Genomic DNA, 215 nt, shown 5'->3' on the forward strand with positions numbered 1-215 from the left:
ATTTCTTCGGAGAGTTTGATCCTGGCTCAGGATGAACGCTGGCGGCGTGCCTAATACATGCAAGTCGAGCGAACTGATTAGAAGCTTGCTTCTATGACGTTAGCGGCGGACGGGTGAGTAACACGTGGGCAACCTACCTGTAAGACTGGGATAACTTCGGGAAACCGAAGCTAATACCGGATAGGATCTTCTCCTTCATGGGAGATGATTGAAAG

At 49.8% G+C, this 215-nt stretch carries 1 rRNA gene; it reads left to right on the top strand.

What is annotated here, in order from left to right:
* Positions 1-3 precede the first annotated feature (3 nt).
* Positions 4-215 (top strand): 16S ribosomal RNA (locus tag M3225_RS29375); the annotation flags it as partial.

The sequence above is a fragment of the Priestia aryabhattai genome, assembly GCF_023715685.1.
Classification (GTDB): Bacteria; Bacillota; Bacilli; order Bacillales; family Bacillaceae_H; genus Priestia; species Priestia aryabhattai_B.